Below are 21,716 nucleotides of genomic sequence, written 5' to 3'. Positions count from 1 at the left end.
CCGATTCATTATTCGGCGCTGTTAGCTTTGGATGACCTGCATTGGCCCGCACCCGCATTCACTCCCAAGCATGGCGCCTCGCAGCGGCGCAGGTCCTGCTCACGGTCGCGAACTTGCATTTCGCCGTGCCTGCTTCTTCAGCCGCCGGACAACTCGATAAGGAAGCAGAATCTCCCAGCCATTCGAAACTGCTTGCGAATTCCGCCGCCTTTCCAGCCGCGGTCGACACCGTTTTTCGCAACCGTTGGGTCGATAGGGGCAGGCAATATATCGTCGGAAGCGATGGCAACGTCCAACTGTCCGACACTCCGCTAGCGGTTCGCCGTGCAGAAGGGGAAAACGTCGCCGTAAGCAGCGATGGCAGCGTTGACGAACATAGTCAATTTGACTTTTCATTGACCGGAACCGGATACTCTTGTGGCCCTTCACCGCTGACAACTTCACAGATCGCCCAGCTGGTTGTCGGGGTGGCGCGACGCCATGGGGTGGATCCCGACTTTGCGCTCGCGATCGCGACAACGGAGAGCCAGCTGGACCGCGATCGCAACTCGCCCAAGGGCGCGCGCGGACCAATGCAGCTTATGCCCTCGACGGCGGCGTTTCTCGGCGTGGCAGACATCTGCGATCCTGCCGAGAACATCGATGGTGGTGTGCGGTTCCTCAAATCGCTGTTCGAGACCTATCGCAATCCGCTGATCGTGGCTGCCGCCTATAACGCCGGTGAAGCCAACGTGCAGAAATATGGCGGCATCCCGCCGTTCCCGGAAACCGTCCGCTTCGTCGTCAAGGTGGTCAATCGCCAGCTCGGTCTGCAAACGCCGCGACCGAAGGACGGTGGCAGGAAAGTGTCCTCGTACCCGAAGACTGACGACAGTGCGGAGACCGGCGTGCTGGCCACCGGAGAAGACCGCCGGTGGGTTGGCGGCGTCATGCAATTCTAGAAGGAGGCCGACATGAAGAACCAGATCGTCCCGAATTTCGCGTCGCCAATGGCGCGGCCCGCATTTCTTCTGCTGATCGTTGCGGCACTGGCTGTCACGGCCGCTGAACCGGCCGTTGCCCAGACGTCAGGCGCTTTCGCACCACTCGAGACCGCCGTGCAGATGATCGTGGATTTCATCACCGGACCATTCGGGCGGCTGCTCGCGATAATCGCGGTCATCGGTCTCGGCTTCCTCGCCTTCGCCGGTCGCCTCTCCTGGTTTACCGCCGGCGCCGTCGTCATCGGCATCGGCCTGGTCTTTGGCGCGCCGGCGATCGTCGACCAGATGATCTCGGCGGTCGGGAAGTGAGCATGAACAACGAGACGTCTGACGACAAGCCTTATCTGACGCCGCTGGTAATTGGCTTGACGCGGCCGCCGATGATGTGGGGCATTCCGCTCACCGCCTTCTATCTCATCATTGGCGTAACCCTGATCGCATTCCTGGTGACGACCAGCTTCTGGGCCGCGGCCATCGCGCCGGTCGCCTATCTGGCGCTCTTTGCCCTCACCAGCCGCGACATCCGTATCCTAGACCTCGCCCAGGTCGCCGGCCGCCGCACACCCCGCACGCCGAACAAGCTGTTCTGGGGCACGAACTCCTACGGACCATGATCATGTTGAGCGTCGTTGCGAATGAGCTGGGCTTTGGACGCGAGCATCGGCGTGAACGGTCGATCGCGACGCACATTCCCTATATGCGGCATCTCTCCGACACCGTGATCGGTCTCGAAAGCGGCTCGGTGCTCTCCGTGATTAAGCTCGATGGTCTGTTCTTCCAGACCGAGGACCAGGCCGAGCTCAATATGCGGGCCAGCGTCCAGAACACCTTGATCAGGGCGCTCGGATCAAGCCGCTATTCCCTTTGGTCGACGGTCATCCGCAGCCAAGTCAAACCGGAGCTTGGTGGGTCATTCCCCGATCCCTTCTGCGATCTTCTCAATGGACGCTATATGGCGGCGCTTCGCGAGAAGCGCATGTTCACAAACGAGCTGTACCTCACAATCGTGCGGGCCGGCATGCGCGGGCCGCTTGGAAGCGCCGAGGCGATTTCACGGCTGTTCGATCGATCTGCCAGACCGGAAGTTCGTCAACAGCGCACGCATGAACGCATAAACGAACTGGAAGAGGTCATCGGCAACGTCACGCGCGAGTTGCAGAAATACGGTGCGCGTGGTCTTGGCATCACCTATCGCGACGGCGAGCCTTATTCAGAGCCATGCGCTTTCTTCAACGCCATACTGACCTGCGGCCTGTCGCGGCCGATGCGCCTGCCACGGATGGGGATCCGGAGCTACGTCGGAACATCGCGGCTGCACTTCTCCAGGCGGACCTTGCTAGCGCAAGGACCGACGGAGACCGACAATCGCTTCGGCGCCATGCTGTCGATCAAGGAATATCCGCCGTTTTCGGGTCCTGGCATGCTCGACGGGCTGCTGCAGGTCAACCACGAGTTCATCCTCACCCAGTCCTTCACGCTGGCCGACAAGCCGGTCGCACAGGAACGGATCTCGCGTCTGCAGCGGCAGATCCGCGCCTCCGATGAGGCGGGCAGCACGGTCGAGACCGACATCGACTTTGCCCTGAATAGCCTCCTCAACCAGGAGGCCGTCTTCGGCTACCACCATTTCAGCCTGCTTTGCCTGTCGGGCGATCTGACCGGGCTGGACAAAGCCGTGTCGGAACTCGGCGCCTGCCTCACCGACATGAACGTCAACTGGCTGCGCGAAGACCTCAACATGGAGGCCTCGTTCTGGGCGCAGCTTCCCGGCAATCACACCTACATAGCCCGCTCCTGCATGCTGTCGAGCACCAATTTCGCCGGCTTTTCTTCCCTCCACAATTTTGCGACAGGGAGGACGTCAGGCATGCATTGGGGTCGGCCGATCTCGATCCTGGAGACGACGTCGCAGACGCCCTACTGGTTTAACTTTCATCAGCGCGACGTCGGCCATTTCCTGGTCACCGGCCCGACGGGGTCTGGCAAGACCGTCGCGCTCACCTTCCTGCTCGCGCAGGCGTTTCGCGTCGCGCCCGAGCCGAGAGCCGTCTTCTTCGATAAGGACGAAGGCGCCTCGATCTTCATACGGGCCATCGGCGGCAACTACGAGGTCCTGCAGCCGGGGCAGGCGACCGGCTTCAATCCGCTTCAGCTGGAAAACACCGCCGCCAACCGCGAGTTCCTGCTCCGCCTTTTGAAGGCCATGCTGCAGCCCGCCGACGGCCGCGGCTTCGCTCAGGAAGAGGAAGACACACTCGAGCGGGCGATTGGCCGCATCTGCCAGGAGCCCCTTGAACAGCGGACCCTCGCCAATCTTTCCGGACTTCTCATGGGGCGGTCGCGCTCGGAGGCCAACGACCTGAAATCGCGGCTGAGGCCCTGGTTCGAAGGCGAGAAGGCTTGGCTGTTCAACGCGCCGCGCGATGCGCTGTCCTTTTCCGGCCGGCGCATCTTCGGCTTCGACACGACGCACGTCCTCGACAATGCCGACGTGCGCACGCCGGCGCTGATGTACCTCTTTCACCGCATCGACGAGTTGCTCACCGGCAATCCTGTCCTGATCTTCATGGACGAGGGCTGGAAGCTGCTGCAGGACCCAGCCTTCTCCAGTTACATCGTCGATAAGATGAAGACGATCCGCAAGCTGAACGGTATCGTCGGCTTTGGCACCCAATCCGCCGCCGACATTGCGAAGGCGCCTCAGTCACATACGCTGATCGAGCAATCCGCGACAAACCTGCACTTTCCGAATCCGCGCGCGGATGAGGAAAGCTACATCCGTCGCTTCGGGCTGACAGCCAAGGAATTCTCCTTTATCCGCAACACGCCGCCGGAGCGGCGGACCTTCCTCATCAAGCACGGCAACGATTCCGTCATCGCCCGGTTGGACCTCTCGGCGATGCCAGACATCGTCAAGGTCCTGTCCGGGCGCAAGGACACCATCGAGGCCTGCGCGGCGCTGAGGGCGCGTTTAGGCGAGGACCCGGGGGCATGGCTCTCCGAATTCTGCGGCTGGGGGAGAGCGACATGATTCGACGTCTCCCTCTCATGCTTATCCTTCTGAGCACACCTACTGCGGCCGACATACCGACTATCGACGGGACCGTGCTGGATGAACGCCGGGATCACAACGACAAGACCACCGAGATCGACAAGGTCGACCGTGACCGCTACACGAACAATGAGAGCGTTACCTGCGCGGTCTATCGACCCGGCCGCAAGGATGACCCGGTCGCGGCAGCCAACGCCAACCCCTCGATCGCCGGCCTGGTGCGGCGCGTGGCGCGGGAGGAGGGGATAGGCGAGAACCAGTTCCTGGCGCTGGTCTATCAGGAGAGCCGCTTCAACCCTTGCGCCAAATCCGGGGCCGGCGCGATCGGCCTAACCCAGCTTATGCCGGGCACAGCCGCGGATCTCGGCGTCAATCCCTACAACATAGAGCAAAACCTGCGCGGTGGCGCGCGCTACTTCAAGGAGCAGCTGCGACGCTTCGATAGCAACGTCTTCTTGGCGCTTGCCGCCTATAACTCCGGGTCGGGCAATGTCGAGAGCTATGGCGGCGTCCCGCCGTTTCGCGAAACGCAGGATTATGTCCGCAACATTACCCAGAAATGGCTGCCGGCCTTTGGCGGATCCGACAAGTCGGGCATTCCGCTGAACTATGGCGGTACGAGCACAGCCTATGACGGCATGCGCTCAAGCACCGTCAACGCCATGGGTCTATCGAGGGCCACAGGCGATGGGTCAGGTGATATCGCATCCTGGTTCGAGCAGTTCGGCGCAACCGCAACCGGCACGGTGCAGGACAGCTGGGGCCAGAACTCCGGCGCCCGCAACGCCAACATAGACATGCTGAACCGTCTGGTCGCGCTGGGGGCCATCTTCGCCGATCTCGTCAATTCCAGAAACGCGGTTACCCTGAGCGACATTTCGGGAGCCAGCCGCTCGGGCCGCTATCAGGACGGCGGCGGCGAAAGTTCGCAAGACGTTACAGGCTTCTGTGACGATCGCACTGGTCTCTTCTGGGATTCCAAGGCGAAGGCGTGCGTCAAGAAAACCGAAAAAAACGCCGAGCTGCTCCTCGTCCCCCAATGATCGGAGGCCCTCTATGAAATGCTTTCTCGCTCTCGTCGCCACGACCGCCATCGGTACGACGGTGGCGCATGCCGACATTCCGGTGATCGACAAGACAAATTACGCGGTCGCCAAGGACACTGCCGAGAAGACCGCCAAGATCCTCGACACCAACAGGGATATTCTGACGACGGTCGATAAGACGCTGCAGGCGGTTACCGGCGACCGCGGCAGCGATGCCGCGTCGCTGAAGGATATCGCGATCGGCAAGGGCTTCAGCGTCACCTCGATGCCGTCCTTCGATAGCCTCCTGCAGAGCGGCACGCCCAATTTCGGCTCGATGGGGCCTGAGATCGCCAAGGCGGCGACGCTCTTCGTGAACGGGCTTCAGCTGGTGAAGTCGCTTTCGGGCAAGGACGACAGCTCGTTCGCCAGCGACAAGTCCTATCAGGAGCTGGTGAAGACCGTCCTTGGCGTTTCGGCGCTGATCACGGGCTCGCAGCAGGCGGTCGAGACCCGGCGGTCGGCGCTCGAAAGTGCGGGGCAGGGGATCGGCAGCTCGAAGGACATCAAGGGTTCGATCGATCAGAATACGCAGCTCCAGGTGCAGACCGGTCTCACGCTTAACGAGATGATCGGGACCATGAACGGCGCCGTGCAGTCGCTGCAGGCCGACAATCAGCGCAAGCTCACCGACATCTCCAACACCAGAAAAGCGCTCACCTACAAATGAGCAAGGCGAGGATTTTGACGGGTATGATCGTTCTCGCAATCACAGTTGTCTCAGGAGGCTGCGGCACGCCCAAGGAGAAGGCCGCGCCGTGCAAGCGGCCGGCCAATCTCACCGGCTATGCCGAGGATACCCGTACCGAGTGTGGTTCCATGCGACTGGTCAACCCGGATGGCACCGCTGCGCTTGCGGCGATCGATAGTCGCGCAAATCAACCGGAGTAGGGCAGGGCGGTGGAGGATTTTATTGGAGAGCTGCTGCAGCGCATCGATGCATCCGGCGAGAATTTTTCGCATCGCGCATACGAGGCGTTAGCCAAGGACATCGAGCCGCTGTTGAGGCTGCTCTTCGTTCTAGTCGTTCTGTTCTATGGAACGCAACTTTTTCTAGGAACCTCCCGGCTGAGCGTCGTCGAGATTATCAGCCGTCTAGCCCGCGTCATCATCATATTCATCCTTGTCGGCACCTGGTCCAATTTCGATGCACTCATCTATGACTGGCTGACGAAGGTGCCGGAGGCTGCCGGCCGCGCGGTGCTGGCCGCCTCGGGTACCGGCGTCACGGAGCCGACCAACGGGCTTTCGCAGATTTGGAAGACGGCCAATGTTGCGGCCTCAACCTTTTCCGAACAGGCCGGCTATTTTTCGGTGCTCCCGGCGCTGATCGGCATGGGGATCATGGTCTTCGCCGGGCTCTTCGTGGCTATCGCGCTCGGCGTCCTGGTCCTTGCCAAGGTGATCCTGTGGGTGTTGCTTGGCACCGCACCGATCTTCATCTCCTGCATGTTCTTCAATCCGACACGCAACTACGCGATCGGTTGGCTGAATCAGTCACTGCTTTATGCGCTGATCCCGCTCTTCGTCTATGTCATCGCCGCCTTCCTGATCGCGGCGATGGCGCCCGAACTCACGAAGATCAACGCGATTTCCGGCAATCGGGAACTGAAGCTCAGCGATTTCGCCGCCTTTATCATGCTTTGTCTCGCAGGCTCCTTCGTTCTCATCCAGATCCAGTCGCTCGCCCAAGGCATAGTCGGCGGTCTGGCCCCACCAATCGGCCATCGATCACGCGCCATCACCGACCGCGGCATCATGCTCGGGCGCATGACGATCGGTACGTCCTCGCGTCAGATGCAGGCCGCCGTCCACAGGGTGCAGGCGCAACTTCATCCGCCGCGCACGCTTGCGCGCGACGCGATGCAGCGGGCGATCATGGCCACCGGAACGCCCGGATAGACTATCGAACGATACCGATGATCGCCGAACCAACCTCGACGGAAAGCATGGCAGACAGCACCGACGACAGACTACGATCGTACTTCCAGGAAGGAGAGATCTGGGAGGCCGAGATCATCAAACGGGCAAATCGCTCCAGCCGCGTTGCCTGGTTCTTCGCCCTGGTTTTTGCGGGTATCGCGGCGTTCAGCCTCGTCGCCGTCGTGCTGATGCTGCCGCTGAAGAGCTTCGAGCCTTACTTGGTAGAGGTCGACAAGAACACCGGCTTCATCGAGGTGAAGTCGGGCCTGACGCGGCCCGCCAACCTCACCGAGCAGGAGGCGGTAACTCAGGCCAATGTCGTGCGCTATATCCGCAACCGCGAAGCCTACGACCCATATGCGATAGACGAAAACTTCGGGATCGCCGCCCTTCTTTCGACTGGCGATGCCGCGCGCGAGCTGCAAGCGCTCTACAGCGCCGCCAGTCCGCACAACCCTGCCAAGGTTTATGGCAGGCTGAAGCGGGTGCTGGTCGACATCAAATCGGTCAGCTTCCCCAACAGATCGACGGCGATCGTGCGCTTCTCCACCACCGAGAAGAGCGAGACCGAGACAATCGACCGGCATTGGATCTCCGTCGTCCGCTTCCGCTACACCGACACGCCGATCAAGAACGAGTGGCGCTTCGAGAACCCGCTCGGCTTCCAGGTCACCAGCTACCGGCGCGACCAGGAGACCGTGACGCCGGGGAGCGAGTGATGGGGACGCAGATAATCCTCGCCACGGCGTTGTGTCTTTCAGTACTCGGCTCGGTGGCAAATGCGGCGCAGATGCCGAAGGGCGGGGCCCTTGATCGGCGTATCACCAGCGTCGTCTATCAGGAGAACAACGTCGTCCAGGTCCTTGCCACCTATGGCATCTCCACCATGCTCATTTTCGACGAGGACGAGAAGTTCCAGACGATCTCGCTTGGCGACACCGACAGCTGGCAGGTCGTCCCCGCGGAGAAGGGCAACATCCTTTTCGTCAAGCCGATCGCAAAGAACGCCACCACCAACATGAACGTGGTCACAACCAAGCGCATCTACTATCTCGAGCTGCGCGACAACGCGCCGGAAGCGGCTAGGGAGGTCTTCGGCATCCGCTTCATCTATGCTGAGAAGAACCTCAACGTTTCCTTGCGCAAGGAAGCCGAGCAGCGCGCGGCCTGGCCGAACATTGCCGGCATCGACAAGGCCAACGTCAATATCGACTATTCCTTCTCGGGCGATGGACGGCTCAAGCCACTGATGGTCTTCGACGACGGCGCAAAGACTTTCTTCAAGTTCGACCGTCGCGTGCCGGCGATCTTTGCCGTCAACTCGGACTTCTCCGAGACACTCGAGAATTTCCGCAAGGAGGGCGACTACATCGTCGTCGACGGGACCGCTACGCAGTTCACGCTGCGCGACGGCGACCAATGGGTCTGCATCTTCAATCTCAGAAAACCCGATTTTGGCGCCCCTGATCCTGACGTTCTTGGACCGGAAGAGGATCCCCACGCGATCAAGCGCAGCAGGAGTGGCAATTGATCCAGCGCAGCCCCGAGCTTGTGGCCTTGGCTAGCAGTGATGAGCCGACAATCTCCGACAGAACCGTTCGGCGCAAGCAGTTGATCGGCGGTGGTACTCTCATCCTGGCCGGCATGATTGCAGGCTACTTCGTCGTCGCCGGCGGGCGGCCGCAGCAGCGCGACATTCTCGCCGGTGACGAGGAGTTCTCCACCACAACGTTTCGGCCGCCATCGTTTGTTCGCGATGGTGAGCCGCAGCCAAAGCCAATTGAGCCCCAGATCATTCAGCTGCCCCCGCCACCTCCGCCACCGGCGAAGGAGGAAAAGCATTCCGATACCACGGAGTTCAACGTTCCGCCTCCGCCCGCGGCCACACGCACCCCCGAAACGGCAGCGGTCCCGCCGGATGATCAATTCCCGAAGCGCTACCGCTCGAACATGGTCGTCTTCGACAACAATGGTTCGAGCCGCGACCAGCTCGGATCGGCAGCCACGGAAGGGCAGGGCGCCACCGTCGCCGGTGAGGATCGCAACAGCAAATTCCTGGCGGCAGCGATCAGCCTCGGCGACCGCGCGGCAAAGGCCCGGAAGATCGATCGCATCGACGCCCTGGTGCCGGAAGGAACGCTGATCCCCGGCATCCTGGAGACTGCGATCGTCAGCGACCTGCCCGGCCAGATCCGCGCCATCGTCTCGCAGGACATCTATTCCTTCGATGGTAGGCGCGTCCTCATTCCGACCGGCACGCGCCTCATCGGCGAATATCAGTCGGACATCGTGCGCGGCCAGAAGCGGATCTTCGTGATCTGGACGCGCATGCTTCGCGATGACGGCGTCAGCGTTCGCCTCGATTCCATCGGTGCCGACAGCCTCGGCCGTTCCGGCCTGACCGGACGGATCGACAACAAGTTCCGGGAGCGCTTCGGCGCCGCCATCCTGCTTTCGATCGTCGGTGGCGGCGCGAGCTATCTGACCGGCTTCGGCAGTCAATTCGCGACCGATAAAAGCGACGACGGTCAGCGTGCCGAGGACATCGCCCGCACCACGCTCGCCCAGACCCTTTCCGACATGGCCGATCAGGCGCTTAGCGACAGTCTCAAGATTCCGCCGACCATCAGCGTCGCTCAAGGCGAACGCATATTCGTATTCGCGCGCCAAGACCTCGACTTCTCGGCGCTCTACGATGACCCCTTATCCGAAGCGCTCAAGGAGATTCGTCATGAACGTGGTCTCAACTGAGTTCGGCCGCAACGATCGCCATTATTTTCTCTACCGCGCGCTGGAGCCGCTGAAGCCGTTCCTCAATGACCCTCGTGTCGTGGAGGTCTCGATCAACCGTCCGGGCCATGTCTATGTCGAGCGGCTAGGCGACAAGCATATGGCGTTCTTTTCCGTTCCCGAGCTGACGACGGCAGAGATCGTCAACATCGGCGAGCGCGTGGCGGCCTCGACAAACCAGTTTATCAGTCCCACCAACCCGATCTTGAGCGCTGCTTTGCCGACGGGCGAGCGCATCCAGGTCGTGCTGCCGCCGGCGGCACCCGACGGCGGCGCCGTCTCGCTGCGCAAGCAAGTCGTCAGCGATTTCAGCCTGGACGACTATCGCGATAACGGTGCGTTCGAGCGGGTTTCCGTTGCCATCGGTGGTGTGAGTGATATCGACCGCGAACTGATCCGGCTCCTCCGCGCAGAGGATGTCCACGGCTTCGTCCGGTCAGCGATCGCCAATCGCGTCTCGATCCTCATCAGCGGCGGCACCTCGAGCGGTAAGACGACCTTCCTCAATGCCTGCCTCAAGTCAGTCGACAGCCGCGAACGCATCGTTACGCTGGAAGACACGCGGGAGTTGTTTCCTCCCCAAGCCAACTCGGTACATCTTTTGGCATCGAAGGGCGACCAGGGCACCGCCAGTGTGACAATCCAGAGCCTGCTCGAGGCCTCGCTTCGCATGCGCCCGGATCGCTTGTTCGTCGGCGAGGTGAGGGGATCGGAAGCCTTCTCTTTCCTTCGAGCAATCAACACCGGACATCCAGGCTCGATGACGACGGTGCATGCCGATACCCCGCTCGGCGCTTACGAGCAGCTTGCCATGATGGTCATGCAGTCGGGCCTTTCCGCCGCCTATCCAAAAGCTGACCTGATCTCCTATATCCGAAGCGTCATCCCGATCGTCATTCAGCTTCGCCGCGACGGCGGCCGCCGCGGCGTGTCAGAGATCTTCTTCGCGCGCATGGAATGACCATGACCGGCACCCTGCGCCTCGTCTATCTCGGGTTTTGTCTGGCGATCGCATTCGCCATCTGGCTGCTTGGCTATGGCCTGGCGTTGAAGCTTCTCTACGGCGACGCTCGCGTCATCGAGGCCACGATCACCAGGAACCCGTGGGCACCTGTTCAGCAGCTCGCGCTCTATGCCGACAATCCGGTGCTCCAGCGGGTCGGTCTCGGAGCCGCCGTCCCCGCGCTTTTCATCGCTTTCATTGTTGCCTATGTCGGTCTTCGGCCAGTATCCAACCCCCTTGGCGATGCGCATTTTCAGAACTTAGCATCGCTTTGCCGCGGCAAATGGTTTCGCCGCAGAGGGCACATTCTCGGGCGTTTCAGCCGCCAGATCCTGCGCGTCGATGACGAGCGGCATCACCTGGTCATCGGACCGACCCGCTCAGGGAAGGGTGCTTGCTACGTCATTCCGAACGCGCTCACCCATGAAGGATCAATGATCGTCACCGACCTCAAGGGGGAGATTTTCCGGTCGACGGCCGGCTACCGAAAATCGAAAGGCAACCAGGTCTTCCTCTTCGCGCCTGGTTCGGATCGCACGCACCGCTACAATCCGCTCGATTTCATCCGCCCCGACCGCGGTGACCGCACGACCGATATCCAAAACATCGCCAACATTCTGATTCCCGAAAGCGTCGACTCCGAAAATTCGATCTGGCAGGCGACCGCCCAGCAGGTAATGGCCGGCGCAATCAGCTACATCAACGAAAGCGTCTTCTACAGCGGCCGGCGCAATCTTGGCGAGGTAACGGCTTTCTTCAACAGCGGAACGAACCTGCAGGCTCTCATGGCCCTCATCAAGGAAAAGGAGCCGAACCTCTCTCGCTTCACCGTCGAGAGCTTCAACGCCTATGTTGCGCTTTCCGAGCGAACCGCAGCGTCCGCTTTGCTTGATATCCAGAAGGCCCTGCGGCCCTTCCGCAACGAGCGCGTGATCGCGGCGACGTCAGTGACAGATATGGATTTGCGTGCCCTGAAGTACAGGCCTATCTCGATCTATCTGGCGCCGAACATCACCGACGTCACATTGCTGAAGCCCTTGCTTGCGCTCTTCGTCCAGCAGACGCTCGACACACTGCTGCTCGAGCAGGATCGGCGACCGCTGCAGGTCTATTTCCTCCTCGATGAGTTCCGCCAACTGAAGAAGCTCAGCGAGATCACCAGCAAGCTGCCCTATGTTGCCGGCTACAACATCAAGATGGCCTTCATCGTCCAGGATCTGAAAAACCTGGACGAGATCTACGGCGAGACCGCGCGGCATTCCCTGATGGGAAACTGCGGCTATCAGCTTGTCCTTGGTGCGAACGATCAAGCGACTGCCGAGGCCGTCTCAAAAAGCCTTGGTCGGCGCACAGTTCGCTACAAGACCGAGTCGCGAACGATCGAGTTGATGGGTCTTCATCGCCGCACCAAGGTGGAGCAGCTAAGAGAGCGGGACTTGCTAATGCCGCAGGAAGTCCGTCAGCTCCCCTCCGATAAGATGCTCGTGCTTGTCGAGGGACAGAACCCGATCCTTGCTGACAAGCTGCGCTTCTTCGCGACGAAGCCTTTCCGCGAGATAGAGGCTTTCTCACGCAGCCACGTTCCTTCCGTGCCGGCAATGGAATTCCTTCCGCGAAGGGCCGTTCCTGCGACGACCGAGACATATGAGAATTCGGGTGAGACCGGCGAAGTTTCATCCAGCCAACGATATTCGACCGTGCCTGCTGACGCATCAAAAGGAAATGGCAACTCTGAGGGATTGGTGCGCGGAGTGCAGACAGTGCAGGCAATCGAAGCTCGCTTCGATTCGGCTGCGCGGAGATTGAAGACTCTTGCTATCAGGTCGAGAGCTCTCAAATTCCGGAGAGGAGGGAGGGACTGGTCGGCAATATTCGACGAGACGGTACCAGATGCCGGACCGGAACTCGGGCTGGAGACGGGATAATCCCCTTCCGGCCTCGGTGATGGAGCATGTACTATGGCATGCACGGCAGGGTCTATGGTGCACGCCTCATTGCGCTAGGGTGTCGTGCAAGCGGTCTAGTTGGTTCCGATACGGGAGCGCCCCGGTAGCCGTCGGGTTTGGTGGCGTGCCACTTGGCCTAACCGGCGGGGGCTCGGAAACGAAACACGGCACCGGCTGACGACAAATATACGCCCCTGCCGGAATGATCGGCAGGCATCCATAAGGACGAAGCTGGGTTGCACAAAGGCAGGGTGTGTCGGAAGTACCAGAGCCGCTAATTGCCGCGGGGTCTGGCTCTCGACCCCGGAGCGCTATCACGCGGATTCGCGCCGAATCTGGCGGTACGCGGATCTCGTAGCCACAAAGATTTCCTTTCCAGTATCTCATCGCGGCCGAGTTCAACGGCCGATCGGCCTTTCGTCGCGGCGATCAAATAGTCGGCTCTGTTCGTTCGAAAGTCGCCTTTTTGGACAGACATCGTTTTCCTCCCGGGTTCGCTGCTTTCCCGCCCTTAGCCTGGACGGAGACACTAGCTGCCGATGCATCGCGGGAGTCTACAAATTGACGATTGTGTTAAAATGATACACTTCCACACCCGAGTCTCAACATCACGTTTCGGCGGATTGACAATGCTTGCTGGACACAGCCGTCAATCCCTATCCTGATCAGGTGTGGCGGGACGCCGATTCCAGCTTCTAACCGCGTTTAATTGGTCGATGCAGACAGGGCCGGATGCACCACCGTGGTCGCATTCACCACTACTCGCGCCTCGACTGTCACGTATGGCCTTACATCGGAGCTCGTGCAAAATGGGCAGGGATGCGCAGTCACCGGGTCGAGCGCTTTTTCCCTGTGCTCTTCGCCGGCTTAGCCGCAGGCTTCCGCCCGAGCCCGCTGGACTTCGGATGTACTCGTACGGCAAGCGAAGCCCGGTGCCGCACGGAAGGCGCCCAGGCCTGTCCCAAAGCGCGCGAAGCCCGAAAACGGCGGATCATTGAAATCGGATAACGGAGGCGAATTAGGCGTTTGCTGCGCTGGTATCCCGGGTCTTGAGGTCCTTGGCACGCGCGCACAATGATCTAAACTCCTCGACCTCGGCTTCCGTAAGATGCTCAATTCCGATAAAGTCATTTTTTCCGGCACCCGAACGGATCAGTTCATCAAGCTTGGCCTGAATGGCCGCGCCGTCCCGGTTTTGCGTGTTCTGGATGAGGAACACCATCAGGAAGGTGACAATCGTGGTACCGGTGTTGATCACCAACTGCCAGGTCTCGGAATAATGGTAGATCGGGCCAGTGCCCGCCCAGACGATGACCGAGGCGAGGCACAGCGCGAACGCCCATGGGCGGCCGGTGGCATGAGCAACCGCGCTGGCCAGGTGATTGAACGTTTTCTCCATGGGCATCCTCATCAAGCGTTTGCAGTCTCAGCGCAATCTGCGGCAGCGCCTTTGGTTCCTGCAGTGTCTCGAAAGAGACTTCTGCCCAAAGAACCTATGCTAGCTGATATTGCGGCTGATCCGGTCGATAAGGTTCGGTAAAGTTTTGAACGTGTAAGGCGCGTGCGTCCGCTCGAGCAATGGTAGTCGCGGCCCTAGGGCCCAACGTTGATGGTCGGCAGGCCGAGCGCTGACGTGCCGGGGGGATTACAACACTGGTGCCCCGCGCCCTAGGAAGCTCATATCGGCGATCGCCCGTGAGAATGTCTTTGCCAATGCCTTCACCGCCTGAATTGGGTGCGGCCCGTCGCCTTGGCAGCGACGGGCCTACAACACTTTGCTCAGTTATAGACCTTTATGATTTTCCGGGTGCCCGGGTCCACGAGAACTGTCCGGTTGTGGACCACGACGTAGCGGTACTTGACGTTGGGAACTTCGCGAAGCTCGACGGTGTCGGGAAGGGCAGTGCCGACGTTGAGTTCAACGCCGGGAACTTCCACAGAAGCGAGGGGCTGCTTGTGCACGTACTCCTGAATGACCGTGTCCTGCTCAGGGGCGACAACGACGTCCTGGGCCGCCGCCGCGCCGACAGAGGCAAGGAGCAGAAACGATGCAGCGATTAAATGCATTCTCATATGAAAACCTTCCTGAGAGCTCGGGCACAATTGCCCGGGACCCAACGTGTCCAAATCCGAGATGTTCCGAGGCTGGGACTTAGGCCTTACCAAACTCGGACTTCGGACCCAGGCACCAACCTGCAAAGGTCTTGCTTTGGTGAAGGCGAGGAACCGTCCGACGACTGGCGCCGTTAATCGTCGCAATTTAGGAGGAAGCTCACGGAAAACATTGGCCAGCACGCTGGTTGCTCGCACCGGAATACGCGGTGGCGACTACTTCCTGTCGGCTTGGTTCTTGTTTGACGAGAGCTGCCAACGATATCTGCGCAGCTATGTCCCTTCCTGCGCCGATAGGGCTCTCCCGCTGCTCGCAAGGTGGCGAGAGAGCCCTCTAACCAACCCTCGGTGAGGCGACCAATGTTAAGTGGCAGCGCACAAGCAGGAGCGACATTCCTACTTTGCCAAACCCGGACATTTTAACTTAGCTCCTACAAGACGATGTTGCGTAATCTATCTTATGGAACTTCCGTAAGTCGTTGAAATAACAAGAGACTATCGCCTCCCACAACAAGGCGACGATCTAGGCCGCTGTGGCGGGCGTCCTGCCCCGCGTCGCGTGATGAGGAACCAATTTAAGCTCCGCCCGTCAGCTGGGCCAATCCGTCGATAGAGTTGGACCGAGGTCAAGTGGCAGGGCTCATCCTGGTTGTAGAAGATAGAAGACGCAAGCGTCGTCCTCCTTGACGTCGAAACCTCGCTTGTCGAAGTCGGTTTTGAGGTGATTGGTGTCTCCAGAGGGGTTGATGCCCTTGCGGCCCTTGATCGTGGCCCCCAACGGATTACGGCCGTCGTAACAGACACAAGACTTGGAGATGGCCCTACCGGCTGGGAAGTCGCTCGTCACATGCGAAGCGTCAGTCCCATTTTGCCGGTGATCCACCTGACCGGCGATAGTGCCACCGATTGGTCAGCCCTGGGAGTGCCGTGCCTCAGATCATCACAGGGCTGCCTGAATGGGGTAGGAAGCGAGCGGTCAGGACGGCAAAGCCATCCGTGCGCGAGAAGAAGTCTTGGTCCGCGCCGCGAACCTACGATCGGCAAAGCAGGGTTACGCACCGGCAAAGGCCATCCTGTATGGCTGACATTAAATGGGTGGCTGCCGCAAGGCTTCTACCAGATAATCTACGAAACGACGGACGCGAACCGGGGTATGCGATCCGCCGACAAACACCGCATTGATCTCCTCGACGTCACCGGGATTGAACTCTTCCAACAGTGGCACGAGCGCGCCTGATCGAATTTGATCCTGAACTGTCTCGGTCCCAACCCGGGTGATGCCAACACCCTCTGACGCGAGTTGACCGAGCGTTTCCCCATTGTTCGACTCGACACTCCCCTTGATCGTCAGTGAATAGTCGCGGCCGTTTTTGCGGAAGGGCCAAGTGGGTGCAGCGCGTCTAAAATTGAATCCCAGACAATCATGCTCAAGCAGATCTTCCGGAACTTTGGGCGTTCCGCGCCGCGAGAGGTAATTAGGCGAGGCGACGATTACCTTATGGGTCTCACCGAGTTTCCGCGTCGTCAGGGCTCCATCGGAAAGCGGACCGAATCGAACGCCCACGTCCGCTTGCCCTCCGGCAATGTCGACGACTGTATCGGTCAGGCTAACGTCCAGCAAGATGTCGGGATATCGCCGAATGAAGTCGCCGAGAACCGGCACCAGGAACATTCGGCCGTAGAGAATAGAGGTGCTCACGCGCAGCCGCCCGCGCGGTGAACTTTGATTGGACACCAACTCCTCGGTTTCGCGGAAGTCAGCGAGAATCCTTCGCGCGCCTGATAGATACGTCGCCCCCTCCGGCGTGACAGTGAGAGAACGTGTGGTCCTGAGTAGCAGCCGAACCCCAAGCCGAGTCTCTATCCGATCGATTGCTCGCGAAACCGACGAGGGCACAAGGTTGAGGCGCCGAGCCGCGGCGGAGAAACTCCCGGCATCGACCACGAGTGTGAACAGCTCCAGATCACTGCCCCAATCCGGGGAAAAGCTCATTTGTGCGCTCTATGCAAAGGTCTTCTGCGGAAGCCGGCCCTACACTTTCGCATTCTATACCCCATCTTTGCAGCGGAAGGATCAATCAGTGCAAGTTCTTCCGTATGGAAAGCCATTTCCTCGGGCCTTGGCACCGAACACCTGCGATCGGGAGAACGCCATGGTTGCCCCCTACGCCATCAACATACCCGAGGAGAGGCTGGCTGCCATCGCGACCAAGATTGCGGGCTACGATTGGAATCAGCTTCCAGACGCGGGTGGATGGTCGGCAGGTGTAGGCGTCGAAGACCTGAGGCGGCTCGTCGTCTACTGGCAGAACGATTTCGACTGGCGTGATGTCGAGCGCCGCCTGAACCGCTTGCCGAACTTTACGACCGAAATCCAGGGCGAGCGCATTCACTACCTGCATAAGCGCGGTGACGGCTCGAAGCCGCCCGTTCTACTTCTCCACGGGTGGCCCGGCTCTTACTTGGAGTTCGAGCCACTGCTGGATCCTCTTTCGTCGGACGGACACGATGTAATCGTCCCGTCGCTCCCCGGCTTTGCATTCTCGACCCCGATTACCGAGGTAATTGGCCCGCGTCGGGCCGCTGAGCTCATGCACCAGCTAATGGTTCAGTTGTTCAGGCGAACCCGCTATGTTGTCCAAGGCGGTGACTGGGGCGCGCATATCGCGAGCTGGATCGCCAACGAGCGACCTGACGCGCTGCTCGGCTTCCACATTAATATGGTCAGCATCTTTCCCAAGGACGCGGCGACATCGGCCGAGGAAAGGGATTTTATGGCCCGTCGCGCCGCAATCCTTGATTGGGAAACCGGCTACAATCATGAGCAGGAGACACGTCCGCAAACGCTGGGCGTGGCGATGGCCGACAGTCCCGTGGGCGCGGCCGGGTGGATACTCGAGAAATTCGGTAAATGGGCGGACCTGCCCAAGCTTGCCGACGGCAGCCCGGACATCTGGAGCAAATTTTCCGAAGAGCAACTGCTCACAAACATAATGCTCTATGTCGCACCGCCCTCGGTCGTTACCTCAACTTGGATTTATCACGGCAAGCGGCTCGAAGGATCGGAATGGCTTCCGTCCGGCACGCATGTGCGAGCACCGATGGGTGTCGCGGCATTTCCTGACCCCGTGTTTCTGCCCACGCCTCGCTCGTTCGTAGAGAAGACCTACAACGTCGTTCATTGGACCGATATGCCGAGAGGCGGCCACTTCGCTGCTCTGGAAGAACCTGCGCTGATGTTGGCAGATCTTCGAGCCTTCATTGCCAAGGTGATGCGAGGGCGGTCCTGAGTTCGGAACTGCACGCCGACTGCGCAGGTAACGGCTGATGCAATCGCACCGGTCCGGCGCAAATTCGAAGCTCCTCGTGGTTTGAAATTGTTGAACCTCGCCGCGCCCCGGTTGCTGTGATCGACCCCGCCTTGAGACACCAAACCTCGGGCCGACGCTGAGGTGACCGGCGCCCCCGCACTTCGAAAGGACAGTTCAATGACTGAGCAACCGGCAAGAATCGCCCAGACGGAAACTCTGCGGATCGCCTACTTCGAGCAGGGCCCGGCCAATGGTTGGCCGGTGATCCTGTCGCACGGCTTCCCATATGACGTGCATGCCTTCGAGCAAGTGGCGCCGATCCTAGCCGGTGCCGGCGCGAGGGTTATTGTCCCCTACGCGCGAGGATTCGGATCGACGAGCTTCATTTCCGCCAATACCATGCGCAATGGGCAACAGGCTGCGCGCGGTCTCGACGTCATTCAGCTTGCCGAGGTGCTCGAACTGAACCGTCCGATCCTCGCCGGCTTTGATTGGGGCGGCAACGCCTCCTGCGTAGCGGCGGCGCTTTGGCCGGAACGCGTCGGCGGGCTCGTCTGCTATGCGGGCTACGACATCATTGACGTGGACGCACAACGCAATCCGGTCTCCGCATCGCTTGAGCGCGTCTTCTGGTATCAACATCTCTTTCAGAGCGAACGCGGGCGCAAGTGCCTGACCGCGCATCGGCGCGAATTGTGCAGGCTGCTTTGGTACGAATGGTCACCTGGCTGGCATTTCGCTGAGGCGACATTCGACCGATCGGCGGTGTCCTTCGACAATCCCGACTTCGTTGACGTCGTGATCCATGCCTACCGGTGGATCTTTGGCCTGGAGAAAGGCGACTCGGCGCTGCAGACTCTCGAAGCCCGTCTGGCGCAGAAGCCCCCGATAACTGTAGCGGCGGTGACGATCGACGGTTCTGCCGACCCGCTCAAACCCGGCGGGACCGCGGACCATGCGGGACTGTTCGCCGGAATGCATGAGCACCGCATCGTGGCCGCAGGACATAACGTGCCGCAGCAAGAGCCTGAGCAATTTGCCGATGCGATCATCAAGCTCCGCAGCTGGCTGTAAAGTCCTTGGTTCCAACACCGGGGATTTGCAACGGGCATGCCGAACGGGTGGCGGCGCTGCACATGATCGAAGCCTATGCCGACAGGCCGCAGGCAATCACGCTCGGCGCCGACAAGGTCTATGACATTGAGGACTTCATCAACGAGTTGCGCGCGATGAAGGTGACGCCACACGTGGCGCAGAACACCAACGGCCGTCGTTCGGCGATCGACGGGGCACGACGCGGCACGGCGGCTATGCCGTCAGCCAGCGCATCCGCAAACGCATTGAGGAGGTGTTCGGATGGATCATGGTCGCCGGGCAGGTGGCCGGCCTGGCCGAGCCTGGCGGCTCGGCTCGGTGACGCTATCGCCGGCGCAACTTGCGATGCTCATCGAAGGCATCGACCGACGTGCGCCGGAGCGCTTCTGGCGACCGCTTCTGGCCGGCTGAAAAGTGCAACAAATCTACATTGAATCGGGCCAAGCCGCTTCTTCGAATCAGCCGATTCGAGTAGAATTGGATATGCGGCTCGACCTCCACAAACTGCCCAGCGAACCGGCTCTTCTGCAGCATCTCGTGCGCGACGGCACTCGTTGAGCACCGCGATGGCAAAATCGGTCAAATGAAATTCATCATCAAGCAGCTGCAGCGTCAGTTCGGCCGCCGCTCCAAGCAGCTCGATCCCGACCAGGCGCTCGCATTGGAAGAGCTTGACGCCGATATCGCTCGCGAGGAGGAGCGCGGTCCGCGTGTAGGGAGACAGCAGCACAACCTGCCGTCTGACCACAAACCCCTGCCCGATCATCTGCCGCGTGAGAATGTTCGGCTCGATATCGATGACACAACCTGTAAGGGCTGCGGCCGAGTGCTGCATCTCATTGGCGCCATGCGCCCAGCGATCGTATGATGACTCAAACCAATGTAACGGATGCTCGCGTGCTCAGGTACAGGATTGATATCAATGGCGATGCAGGGCTTCTTCGCCGGGGACAGGTGGCTTCGACTGATGGTGGTATTGCTGATGGGAGTGTCAGCTACAGTCGCCTGCGCTTCCTTCAAACGCGAGGTGCTGTGGGAGGCGGTGCGCATCTGCGCCCTCACAAGTGTGCATTATGGCGCGGCCTTTCCTTGCGAGGAGGTCATCCTTCCCCAGGACGGGGAGTTTGGATGGACCCTCATCAAATCACCTCTGCAGCGAACCGAGTTTCTCCTGACCCCGATTTCTGCGGTCACGGGCTTAGAGAGCCCACTTGCCCGTTCTACTGCCGGCGCCCAACTTTGGAGCGAGGCATGGGAAGCGCGATGGAAAGTTGAAGCGAAACTCGGACATAGCCTGCCACGATCAGCCATTGGCCTGGCGGTGAATTCCCGAACCGAGCGGTCCCAGGACCAAATGCACATTCATGTCGATTGCTTGTCGAAGTCCGTGGAAAGGACGCTTGCCCTGGGCGGGCCGAAGACAGCCGCGCCTTGGCAACCATCTCCTATCATGTTGAAAGGGCGACCTTATTGGATAATGGCAGTCGACAAGCCGGATCTGCGAACTACCAATGTGGTCGGCCTCGTTGTGAGCGGATTGCCTCACGCGCTACGCGCCATAGAGGACTTGAACGTCATAGTCGTCGGTGCAACGCTTGCTGACGCGAAGCCCGGCTTCTACATTCTGGCGAACTTAGGACAGGCAGGCGAGCGCCTCCTCGATCACAAATGCACTTCGCGCTGATGTTTGACATCGGCACGAGATCGACCATGGGTATTCCCGGGCTGAGCTGAATCCCTTGCGGCAACGTAGGTCTGGGGGACGGTGCAGCTGACAAGACGACATTGGCCTACTCATCCCGAAAGATTGCATCGTCGCGCCGATGAATGATTCGTCTAGCCGTTCGCCGACGGTGTGCGATCGCATCCTCTCGAATTGCCGAACGCTACTTCAGCAAAAGTTCCAATTATTTTGGACCGGAGATCATGGAATTGGGACCTCGTGGCATTCACCGCCTACCTAACCGAGCATGGACAAGCTGAAACTCACACTCTGCGTAATGTTGGTGCTGATCGCGCCGGATTATATCTGCGGTTGCTCCGCACGTGATTGATCCGGCATCACGAATTTGACCACGTGCATTGGACAAAATTGATTGGCCGGCTAAAAGTAATCGGGGTATTGTCGATGCTTGCAATGTCCATGACTCGCGCCGTCATCTTCCCCTTTGCTGTCATGGCGGCCACGGCGCTGGCTGCTGTCTGGCTGCGTGGCCCGGCATGAGCGGCTCGGTCGTCCTTCTGCATCTGGCCGGCGCGGTCGCGCTGATGCTGTTTGCCACCCGCATGGTCAAGACCGGCGTCGAGCGCGCTTATGGCGACGTGCTGCGCCACAGGCTCCGCGCCACCATGCGCAATCCGGTCATGGCGGTGCTGGCTGGAACGGGCCTCGCGATCGCGCTGCAAAGCTCGACCG

At 60.2% G+C, this 21,716-nt stretch carries 20 protein-coding genes and 2 pseudogenes; 19 read left to right on the top strand and 3 right to left on the bottom strand.

Annotated elements, in window-relative coordinates; translation table 11 throughout:
- The first annotated feature begins 41 nt into the window (after nt 1-41).
- From C7I87_RS02135 to C7I87_RS02075, 13 genes are read left to right on the top strand one after another with little or no spacing between them, the layout of a single operon-like run.
- Nucleotides 42-941 carry a lytic transglycosylase domain-containing protein gene (locus C7I87_RS02135; protein ID WP_246696141.1) on the top strand — a complete coding sequence of 300 codons (900 nt, stop codon included), beginning with the start codon at nt 42-44 and terminating at the stop codon, nt 939-941.
- Between the two features lie 48 nt (nt 942-989).
- Nucleotides 990-1,292 carry a TrbC/VirB2 family type IV secretion system protein gene (locus C7I87_RS02130; RefSeq protein ID WP_149902775.1) on the top strand — a complete coding sequence of 101 codons (303 nt, stop codon included), beginning with the start codon at nt 990-992 and terminating at the stop codon, nt 1,290-1,292.
- Between the two features lie 2 nt (nt 1,293-1,294).
- Nucleotides 1,295-1,597: a VirB3 family type IV secretion system protein gene (locus C7I87_RS02125; protein WP_149902652.1), complete on the top strand. Its 303-nt coding sequence runs from the start codon at nt 1,295-1,297 to the stop codon at nt 1,595-1,597.
- Between the two features lie 2 nt (nt 1,598-1,599).
- Nucleotides 1,600-4,014, top strand: coding sequence for a VirB4 family type IV secretion/conjugal transfer ATPase (locus tag C7I87_RS02120; RefSeq protein ID WP_149902651.1), 2,415 nt, complete (start codon nt 1,600-1,602; stop codon nt 4,012-4,014).
- Nucleotides 4,011-5,078 carry a lytic transglycosylase domain-containing protein gene (locus C7I87_RS02115; protein WP_149902650.1) on the top strand — a complete coding sequence of 356 codons (1,068 nt, stop codon included), beginning with the start codon at nt 4,011-4,013 and terminating at the stop codon, nt 5,076-5,078. The genes C7I87_RS02120 and C7I87_RS02115 overlap by 4 nt, the downstream gene beginning before the upstream one ends.
- Before the next feature lie 13 nt (nt 5,079-5,091).
- Entirely contained in the window at nt 5,092-5,790 is a 699-nt protein-coding gene (locus tag C7I87_RS02110) for a type IV secretion system protein (protein ID WP_149902649.1), read from the top strand.
- Nucleotides 5,791-5,813: 23 nt separating this feature from the next.
- Nucleotides 5,814-6,011, top strand: coding sequence for a hypothetical protein (locus tag C7I87_RS02105; protein WP_246696140.1), 198 nt, complete (start codon nt 5,814-5,816; stop codon nt 6,009-6,011).
- 9 nt (nt 6,012-6,020) lie between these two features.
- Entirely contained in the window at nt 6,021-7,022 is a 1,002-nt protein-coding gene (locus C7I87_RS02100; RefSeq protein WP_149902647.1) for a TrbL/VirB6 family protein, read from the top strand.
- Nucleotides 7,023-7,069: 47 nt separating this feature from the next.
- The gene (locus C7I87_RS02095; RefSeq protein ID WP_149902646.1) at nt 7,070-7,762 is read left to right on the top strand and encodes a VirB8 family type IV secretion system protein; all 693 of its coding nucleotides are present in this window, start codon (nt 7,070-7,072) and stop codon (nt 7,760-7,762) included.
- Nucleotides 7,762-8,574 (top strand): TrbG/VirB9 family P-type conjugative transfer protein, encoded by an 813-nt coding sequence (locus C7I87_RS02090; RefSeq protein WP_149902645.1) that lies wholly within the window; start codon nt 7,762-7,764, stop codon nt 8,572-8,574. Before C7I87_RS02095 ends, C7I87_RS02090 begins: the two co-directional genes overlap by 1 nt.
- Nucleotides 8,574-9,794, top strand: coding sequence for a type IV secretion system protein VirB10 (gene virB10, locus C7I87_RS02085; RefSeq protein ID WP_149902774.1), 1,221 nt, complete (start codon nt 8,574-8,576; stop codon nt 9,792-9,794). The genes C7I87_RS02090 and virB10 overlap by 1 nt, the downstream gene beginning before the upstream one ends.
- Nucleotides 9,775-10,794, top strand: a complete 1,020-nt coding sequence (virB11, locus tag C7I87_RS02080) for a P-type DNA transfer ATPase VirB11 (RefSeq protein WP_149902644.1) — start codon at nt 9,775-9,777, stop codon at nt 10,792-10,794. The genes virB10 and virB11 overlap by 20 nt, the downstream gene beginning before the upstream one ends.
- Before the next feature lie 2 nt (nt 10,795-10,796).
- Nucleotides 10,797-12,761, top strand: coding sequence for a type IV secretory system conjugative DNA transfer family protein (locus tag C7I87_RS02075; RefSeq protein WP_149902643.1), 1,965 nt, complete (start codon nt 10,797-10,799; stop codon nt 12,759-12,761).
- 1,039 nt (nt 12,762-13,800) lie between these two features.
- On the opposite strand, the gene C7I87_RS02065 is transcribed toward C7I87_RS02075, so the two are convergent.
- The 3 genes from C7I87_RS02065 to C7I87_RS02055 all read right to left on the bottom strand — a co-directional run bounded on the left by C7I87_RS02065 (nt 13,801) and on the right by C7I87_RS02055 (nt 16,887).
- Nucleotides 13,801-14,187, bottom strand: a complete 387-nt coding sequence (locus C7I87_RS02065; RefSeq protein WP_373424609.1) for a low affinity iron permease family protein — start codon at nt 14,185-14,187, stop codon at nt 13,801-13,803.
- A 374-nt stretch (nt 14,188-14,561) separates the two neighbouring features.
- Nucleotides 14,562-14,855 (bottom strand): DUF1236 domain-containing protein, encoded by a 294-nt coding sequence (locus tag C7I87_RS02060; protein WP_149902640.1) that lies wholly within the window; start codon nt 14,853-14,855, stop codon nt 14,562-14,564.
- A 1,126-nt stretch (nt 14,856-15,981) separates the two neighbouring features.
- A complete protein-coding gene (locus C7I87_RS02055) occupies nt 15,982-16,887 on the bottom strand; it encodes a LysR family transcriptional regulator (protein WP_149902639.1) in 906 nt (301 codons plus the stop codon).
- Nucleotides 16,888-17,047: 160 nt separating this feature from the next.
- Between C7I87_RS02055 and C7I87_RS02050 the strand changes: the two genes are divergently transcribed.
- The 6 genes and pseudogenes from C7I87_RS02050 to C7I87_RS02020 all read left to right on the top strand — a co-directional run.
- Nucleotides 17,048-18,184: an epoxide hydrolase family protein gene (locus C7I87_RS02050; protein WP_149902638.1), complete on the top strand. Its 1,137-nt coding sequence runs from the start codon at nt 17,048-17,050 to the stop codon at nt 18,182-18,184.
- A gap of 198 nt (nt 18,185-18,382) precedes the next feature.
- Nucleotides 18,383-19,279, top strand: a complete 897-nt coding sequence (locus C7I87_RS02045; protein ID WP_149902637.1) for an alpha/beta fold hydrolase — start codon at nt 18,383-18,385, stop codon at nt 19,277-19,279.
- A gap of 29 nt (nt 19,280-19,308) precedes the next feature.
- Nucleotides 19,309-19,622 (top strand): annotated as a pseudogene (locus tag C7I87_RS02040) (IS5/IS1182 family transposase); the annotation flags it as partial.
- A gap of 261 nt (nt 19,623-19,883) precedes the next feature.
- Nucleotides 19,884-20,168 carry an IS66 family transposase gene (locus tag C7I87_RS02030; protein ID WP_149902636.1) on the top strand — a complete coding sequence of 95 codons (285 nt, stop codon included), beginning with the start codon at nt 19,884-19,886 and terminating at the stop codon, nt 20,166-20,168.
- Between the two features lie 54 nt (nt 20,169-20,222).
- Entirely contained in the window at nt 20,223-20,984 is a 762-nt protein-coding gene (locus C7I87_RS02025; RefSeq protein ID WP_188393690.1) for a CDP-diacylglycerol diphosphatase, read from the top strand.
- Nucleotides 20,985-21,520: 536 nt separating this feature from the next.
- Nucleotides 21,521-21,716, top strand: a pseudogene (locus C7I87_RS02020) (Na/Pi cotransporter family protein); the annotation flags it as partial.

Source organism: Mesorhizobium sp. SARCC-RB16n (assembly GCF_008520305.1).
Taxonomy (GTDB): domain Bacteria; phylum Pseudomonadota; class Alphaproteobacteria; order Rhizobiales; family Rhizobiaceae; genus Mesorhizobium.
The sequence above is the reverse complement of the archived record's forward strand: the minus strand, read 5'-3'. Positions and strand labels throughout refer to the sequence as shown.